The 6246-nt window shown below is 61.6% G+C and carries 6 protein-coding genes; 4 read left to right on the forward strand and 2 right to left on the reverse strand.

The annotated features are described in order from the left end of the window. Nucleotides 1-19: 19 nt before the first annotated feature. Both P0D70_RS35960 and P0D70_RS35965 read right to left on the reverse strand, forming a co-directional pair. Nucleotides 20-1171 (reverse strand): branched-chain amino acid ABC transporter substrate-binding protein, encoded by a 1152-nt coding sequence (locus tag P0D70_RS35960; RefSeq protein ID WP_091792846.1) that lies wholly within the window; start codon nt 1169-1171, stop codon nt 20-22. Between the two features lie 124 nt (nt 1172-1295). Next, entirely contained in the window at nt 1296-2543 is a 1248-nt protein-coding gene (locus P0D70_RS35965) for an NAD(P)/FAD-dependent oxidoreductase (protein ID WP_408188016.1), read from the reverse strand. 343 nt (nt 2544-2886) lie between these two features. Here P0D70_RS35965 and P0D70_RS35970 point away from each other — a divergent pair, with 343 nt between their 5' ends. The 4 genes from P0D70_RS35970 to P0D70_RS35985 form a co-directional block, all read left to right on the forward strand. After that, nucleotides 2887-4299: an aminotransferase-like domain-containing protein gene (locus P0D70_RS35970; RefSeq protein WP_091792844.1), complete on the forward strand. Its 1413-nt coding sequence runs from the start codon at nt 2887-2889 to the stop codon at nt 4297-4299. A gap of 206 nt (nt 4300-4505) precedes the next feature. Then, a complete protein-coding gene (locus tag P0D70_RS35975; RefSeq protein WP_091792843.1) occupies nt 4506-4814 on the forward strand; it encodes an EthD family reductase in 309 nt (102 codons plus the stop codon). A 392-nt stretch (nt 4815-5206) separates the two neighbouring features. Beyond that, nucleotides 5207-5923 carry a FadR/GntR family transcriptional regulator gene (locus P0D70_RS35980; protein ID WP_408188017.1) on the forward strand — a complete coding sequence of 239 codons (717 nt, stop codon included), beginning with the start codon at nt 5207-5209 and terminating at the stop codon, nt 5921-5923. Nucleotides 5924-5973: 50 nt separating this feature from the next. Further along, nucleotides 5974-6246, forward strand: a 273-nt coding sequence (locus P0D70_RS35985; RefSeq protein WP_408188018.1) for a dihydroxy-acid dehydratase domain-containing protein, incomplete at its 3' end; no start/stop codon positions are given.

Below are 6246 nucleotides of genomic sequence, written 5' to 3' on the forward strand. Positions count from 1 at the left end.
GACGCCGTGCTCGCGAAAATCAGGCGCCGCTCCCTCCAACCGTCTTCATACTCTTCCACTGACCTTGCTGAACCTGAAACAGCGTGTACGGCGGCTTGATCAGATCGCCGTAAGGGTCGAACGTGATCTGTCCCGTCACGCCCGTGACGCTGACCTTGGACAGACTATCGACGATCTTCGCGCGGTCCAGTGAATTCGCCGTGTGGATCGCCTTGAGCATCGCGAGCGCCGCGTCGTACGCGAACGGCGCATACAGTTCCACGTCCTGATTGAAGCGCGCCTTGTAGCGCTTGCCGAACTCCACGGCCGCCGGCAGCTTGTCGAGCGCGGGGCCCGGCTCCAGATCCTGCGTGCCGTCGCCCGCCGTACCCGCGATCTGCAGGAACGCATTGCTCTTCAACGCGCCCGCGCCGAACAGTTGAGCCGTCATGCCGAGGGAGCGCATCTGTTTGATCAGCATCGCCCCCTGTTCATCCAGGCCGCCGAAGAAAATCAGATCGACATTCTTACTCTTCAGCGTCGTAAGGACGGCGCGGAAATCGACCGCCTTGTCGTTGGTGAACTCGCGATCGACGATGTTGCCATTCGCTTCTTTCGCGCCTTTTTCGAACGCATCCGCCAGTCCTTGTCCGAACGCCGTGCGGTCGTCGATGATACCGATGCGCTTCGCCTTCATCTGCTCGACCACGAAGTGCCCCGCCACCACGCCGCCGATACCGTCGTGGCCCATCGTGCGAAACACGTTCTTGTAGCCCTGTTTAGTCAATTGCGGATTGGTCGAACCGGGCGTAATCATCGCGACGTTCGCCTGGTGATAAACCGTCGAGGCCGGAATGCTGCAACCCGAGTTGTAATGACCGATCACGCCGACCACGCCGTCGTCGACCAGCTTCTGTGCCACCTGAATCGCCACGCGCGGATCGGCCTGGTCGTCCTGCACGTCGAGCACAAATTTCACCGGCTTACCATCGACAGTGGGATGCCGCGCGTTTTCTTCATCGAGCGCCAGTTGCGCGCCGTACTGCAGGTCTTTCCCCACGCGTGCAACGGGACCCGTCAACGGTCCGACAAAGCCGATCCTGACGACTTCAGGGTCGGCTGCCCACGCGAACGGTGCGTGCGCACCGATCAGACAAACGGTAAAACTCAACAGCCAATTGCGGCGATTCATGATGCGCTCCTTGCGAGTTGTCACGTCGCGCGTTATGTCGAATGAGCGGCTCGATGCGCGACGCGTCGAAACCGTCCTACGTAGAGGTGGATGAAACTGAAACCTGGTGCCACGATGTTCGCCGTTATGCCTTTCGCCCCGCGCGGAAACGCGTCGCCGCGTACGGCGCGAGATCGAGCGCAGGCGCGCGCCGTGCGACCAGATCCGCGACGATGCGCGCGCTTATGCCGGCGAGTGTCACCCCGAGATGCTGGTGACCGAATGCATAGATCACGCGTTCGCTCGCGCGTGAACGCGCGAGCACTGGCACGCCGTCCGGCAAGGTCGGGCGAAATCCGAGCCAACTGCTGTCGGGCGTAGTGAGCGCGGGCAACGCGCGTCTGGATGAAAACGTCAGCAAGTCGATCAGCGAGCGGTTGCGCGAGTCGCTAAAGCCGCCCAGTTCGACCGTTCCCGCGACGCGGATACCGTCGCTCATCGGCGTCATGTAAAAGCCTCGCTCGGCCCACCCAACCGGCCGTGAAATCAGTTGCTGCGCGCCCGGATAACGCACGTGATAGCCACGCTCAGTGTCGAGCGGCACGCTGTCGCCGCATTGCCGCGCAAACTGCGCAGAACGCGCGCCCGTCGCGACGATCACATGGCTAAAGCGCCGCGTAACGCCGTCGGCTGTCACACTCGCGCCATCGGCCGCGGGCTGCACCGCGCTGACCGTCGATCGCTGCAGCGTCAGCCCTTGCGCCACGAGCTGCTCATAAAGTGTTTGCAGGAAGCCTTGCGGATCGGAGAAATGCCAACTGTTGCTGAACAGCACGCCGCGCTCGAATATCGGCGCCAGCGACGGTTCGAGCGTGCGAATGTCGTTGGCGCCCAGCACGTCGAACGCGACGCCGAGTTGCTTGCGCAAACCGAGTGCGGGGCTCGCCGCGTCGAACGACGCCGCGCTCGAATAGAGATAGAGACACTCGCGCCTCCTTACAAAACGCGCCAGGCCGGCGTTTGCCAGCAACGGCGCGTAACCCTCCTGCGCTTGCGCGAGCAATGCAGCGAGTGCGCCGGCACTCGCCTTGTAACTGCGCGGCAGCGAACTCATCATGAAGCGCGCGAGCCATGGCACGAGGTGCGGCAGATACTGATAGCGCAGCCTGAATGGACTCTCGCCAGAAAACAGGTAGCGCGGCAGATCGCGGAACACAGACGGGTTGTTCACCGGAATGCACGCGTAGTGAGCAAACGTTCCCGCGTTGCCGAACGACGCGCCCTGTCCGACGCCGGACGGATCGAACAGCGTGACCCGATGCCCGTCGCGCATCAACGACGCCGCGCTGGCGAGGCCGATGAATCCCGCTCCGACAATAGCGATCTCCGACATTACTTGCGCCCTTCTATCGCATACGACAGCCACGAAGACAAAACGCGCATTGCAACACTCCTGCTGACAGATTCCTGGGCACTGCCCGGCGTCGTTGCTGCATGTCCGCCACCAGACAAACTCTGGCATCTAGAATCACACAATAAATTTTTGTGTGCAATCAAAAAACATATTGTGTGGTCATAGCATTTTCCCTGGAGGGTCCCAGGCATGCTCTTCGCCACCTGCCGGCGGTTCAGCGGGAAACTCGCGGAAGCCTCGCAGTCGCACGGGCGTGGTATAGAATCGCCACACCTCCGCACAATTGCGGACAAAGCCAGTTTGTATGGAGACAGTTGATCTTATGGCTTCTGGCAAAGACGCAACCCGCGCCGCCAACGGCACGCCGGATCCGGCGAAGCGCTCGACTTACATCGAGGTGTCCAGTTCGATCGAGAAGGACATCCGCAGCGGCATCTATCCGCCCGGCAGCCGACTGCCGCCGCAGCGGCAACTGGCGACTGCTCTGGGCATCAACGTTTCGACGGTGTCGCGCGCGTACAAGGAATTGCAGTTGCGCGGGCTGGTGATCGGCAGCAAACGGCGCGGGTCGCTCGTGACGGGCGGGGCGATGCCGAGTGTCGAACCGGCGCAATCCGCGCAATCGGCGAGCAATGGCTTGATCGACCTCACCGTGAACCGGCCGGCGACGGGCGAATTTCTCGCGTGTCTGGCACGCACGTTGGCCGAGTTGCCGCGCGATCCGCGCTTTGCGCAATTGCAGGAATACCAGCCGCCGCAGGGCCCCGAATGGGCGCGCGCCGCCGGCGCCCGCTGGATGGCCGCGCCCGGCTTCACGCCGGATGCCGGCCAGGTGGTCGTGACGAGCGGCGCGCAGCACGGTTTGTATGCGGTGCTGAACAGCCTGATCGGCACGGACGGCGTGATCCTCGCCGACCGCCTCACCTACTATGGGTTGAAAGCGCTCGCGCCCGTGTTTCAGTTCGAGATCGTCGGCATTCCGAGCGACGGCGATGGACTGCTGACCGATGAAGTCGACGCCGCGTGCCGGCGCATGCCCGTGAAGGCGATCTTCACGGTGCCCAATCTGCAGAATCCGACTGTCACGACAATGAGTCTCGAACGCCGCATGGCGCTCGTGGATATCGCTCGCCGGCACGGCGTCGCGATCATCGAGGACGACGTGTATGGGCCGCTGGTATCGCAGCGTTTGCCGACGATCGCAAGTCTTTGTCCGGAACTGACCTTCCATATCGCGGCGACCTCGAAGATTCTCGCGCCTGGGCTGCGGCTCGGCTACCTGTCGAGTCCGCCGGACAGTTCGGCGCTGTGCGCGGAGGCCGTGCGCACGACCGCCTGGATGCCTGCGCCAATGTCGATGCTGATCGCGTCGATCTGGATCGAGGACGGCACTGCGCGCCACATCATGGACGCGCAACTCGCCGAGATTCGCGCGCGCCACGCGCTCGCACGGGAGTTGTTGCCGCAGGCGTTACTGCGCTCCGATCCGGCGTGCATGTTCGTCTGGCTCAAGTTGCCGCCGCCCTGGCGCGCCGATGATTTCGCCGCCAATGCAAAGGCGCGCGGGGTGGTGGTGATGCCTTCCTCGGCGTTCGCGGTGGATCGCTCGGAGATCGAGCACGGCGTGCGAATCAACCTTGCTTGCGCGTCGAGCCGCGATCAGCTTGTTAGTGCGTTGCGCTTGCTGGCTGGAACATTGAAAGATCGGCCGAGGGCGTTGTTTGGGACGATCTGAGGCGGGTCATCAATGCGAAGACACGTGAAAGCTTCGGTGCGAATTCACAGCCGGCGTAGAATCCAAGCTGCATTCTCGACCGGGTAAAGTGGTTGTACACCCGACTCCGTATCAGTCTGACACGATCCCGGCCGCCGGCGGGTTGAAGCGCGAGACGCTCATTCCGCCGTGCACCGATCTTGCCGGGTGCACAAGGAGACATGACCATGGCAAAGCTCGTCGCGCTATACAAGACGCCGTCAAACACCGAGGCATTCGACGCACACTACTTCTCGAAACATGTGCCTCTGGCCAAGACGCTATCCGGACTTCAGCGCTATGAAGTGAGTACCGGGCCGGTCGCGACCCCGCAAGGCGGCTCCCCGTATCATCTCGCGGCAATCCTGAGTTTCGATTCGATGGAATCCCTGCAACAGGCACTCAGTTCACCTGAAGGTAGAGCGACAGCGGGTGATCTGGCCAATTTCGCACAAGCCGGTGTCGAGCTTCTCGTATTCGATACTAAAGACGTTTAAACACGCGCCGGTGAGCAGGCTGCGCGCGAAGCATAGCGGCCAGCATGAATTTTGGCGCAGCGCGGCGGTGGATCAGCACTGCCGTCGCTAGCTAACCGCAGTTGCCCTCGGGACGACGCTCGATAAGAAGGACTCGCCGTCCTCGCCGGATTATCCATCCCTCGCGATTCAAACACCGAACCACGCTGGCGGCTGTCATTCGACACTGGTCACTGCACGTCCCCGCTCCTCTTGCCCAAGTCCGATGCGCTGCCATCGGCGATGCCAAACCCCACCTTTCCGCCTCAATATGTATGTCAATTAAATGCCAAATAGTGGCATAACTAAGTTCAATTTGAGCAGTCAGCCATTTTGCGCCAGAATATGTAATACATATTTAGCATGGAAAGAAGATGCTGAAGCTTCATGAGCCGATCGTGACGGAAATGATCGAGGCCATCGTGTCAGGGCGACACGCGCCGGGCGCCTCCCTGCCGAACGAGATCGACCTGGCCCAGGCGCGAGGGGTCAGCCGCACTGCAGCCCGGGAAGCCATGCAAAAGCTGCAGTCCCTCGGGCTGATCGAGGTGCGTCGACGCAAGGGGGCCAGCGTGCTGCCACGCAGCAACTGGAATCTGCTGGACCCGACCGTACTCGACGCGGCCATTGCATATGCGACGGACGTCGATTTTTTCCAGTCCCTCATCGAGGTACGCCTGCTGATTGAACCGCGTGCCGCGGAACTCGCCGCACAACGCGCGAACGATCGGGATCTCGAACGGATCGGAGCCGCACTCGCTTCAATGGAGGCCGAGGCCGAAGGAACGCGGGGCCCTGGTTGGCGCGTTGCGGATCTGGCGTTTCACACCTCAATCATCGACGCAACGGGGAACTGGGTTTTGCGGCAACTGATCGTGACAATCGGAGCAGCGCTTGCCGCCGAGATCCGCGTGACAGGTCAGTACGCGGCGTCCCCTAAGAAATCCTTGCAACTGCACCGGAACGTCTTTGAAGCGATTCACCGGCATCAGCCCACCGAGGCGCATGCCGCGATGACCTGGCTGCTCATCTCGACACAGCGCGAGCTTGACGCATTGAATCGCGACGGCAAATTCCGCCCGAGACAATAAGCGGCTAACTGAATATCAAACGGCACCCAACAAATGGATAGGGAGACAACATGCGCAAACTCCGCTCGCAAAGCTGGTTCGGTAGAAACGACAAGGATAGTTTCATACACCGTTCATGGATGAAGAACCAGGGCATTCCGCACGATGAATTCGACGGACGCCCGGTGATCGGCATCTGTAATACGTGGTCCGAACTGACGCCTTGCAATGCGCACTTTCGTGAGCTGGCGGAGTACGTGAAGAAAGGCGTGCATGAAGCGGGCGGCCTGCCGCTGGAATTCCCGGTGATGTCGCTCGGCGAATCGAATCTGCGCCCCACCGCA

It is taken from the genome of Paraburkholderia sp. RL17-381-BIF-C (genome assembly GCF_046026435.1).
Taxonomy (GTDB): Bacteria; Pseudomonadota; Gammaproteobacteria; order Burkholderiales; family Burkholderiaceae; genus Paraburkholderia.

Bases quoted from the DNA above. Each gene is read 5' to 3' on its own strand.
- P0D70_RS35960 (WP_091792846.1), bottom strand. From the start codon at position 1,171: ATGAATCGCCGCAATTGGCTGTTGAGTTTTACCGTTTGTCTGATCGGT.
- P0D70_RS35965 (WP_408188016.1), bottom strand. From the start codon at position 2,543: ATGTCGGAGATCGCTATTGTCGGAGCGGGATTCATCGGCCTCGCCAGC.
- P0D70_RS35970 (WP_091792844.1), top strand. From the start codon at position 2,887: ATGGCTTCTGGCAAAGACGCAACCCGCGCCGCCAACGGCACGCCGGAT.
- P0D70_RS35975 (WP_091792843.1), top strand. From the start codon at position 4,506: ATGGCAAAGCTCGTCGCGCTATACAAGACGCCGTCAAACACCGAGGCA.
- P0D70_RS35980 (WP_408188017.1), top strand. From the start codon at position 5,207: ATGCTGAAGCTTCATGAGCCGATCGTGACGGAAATGATCGAGGCCATC.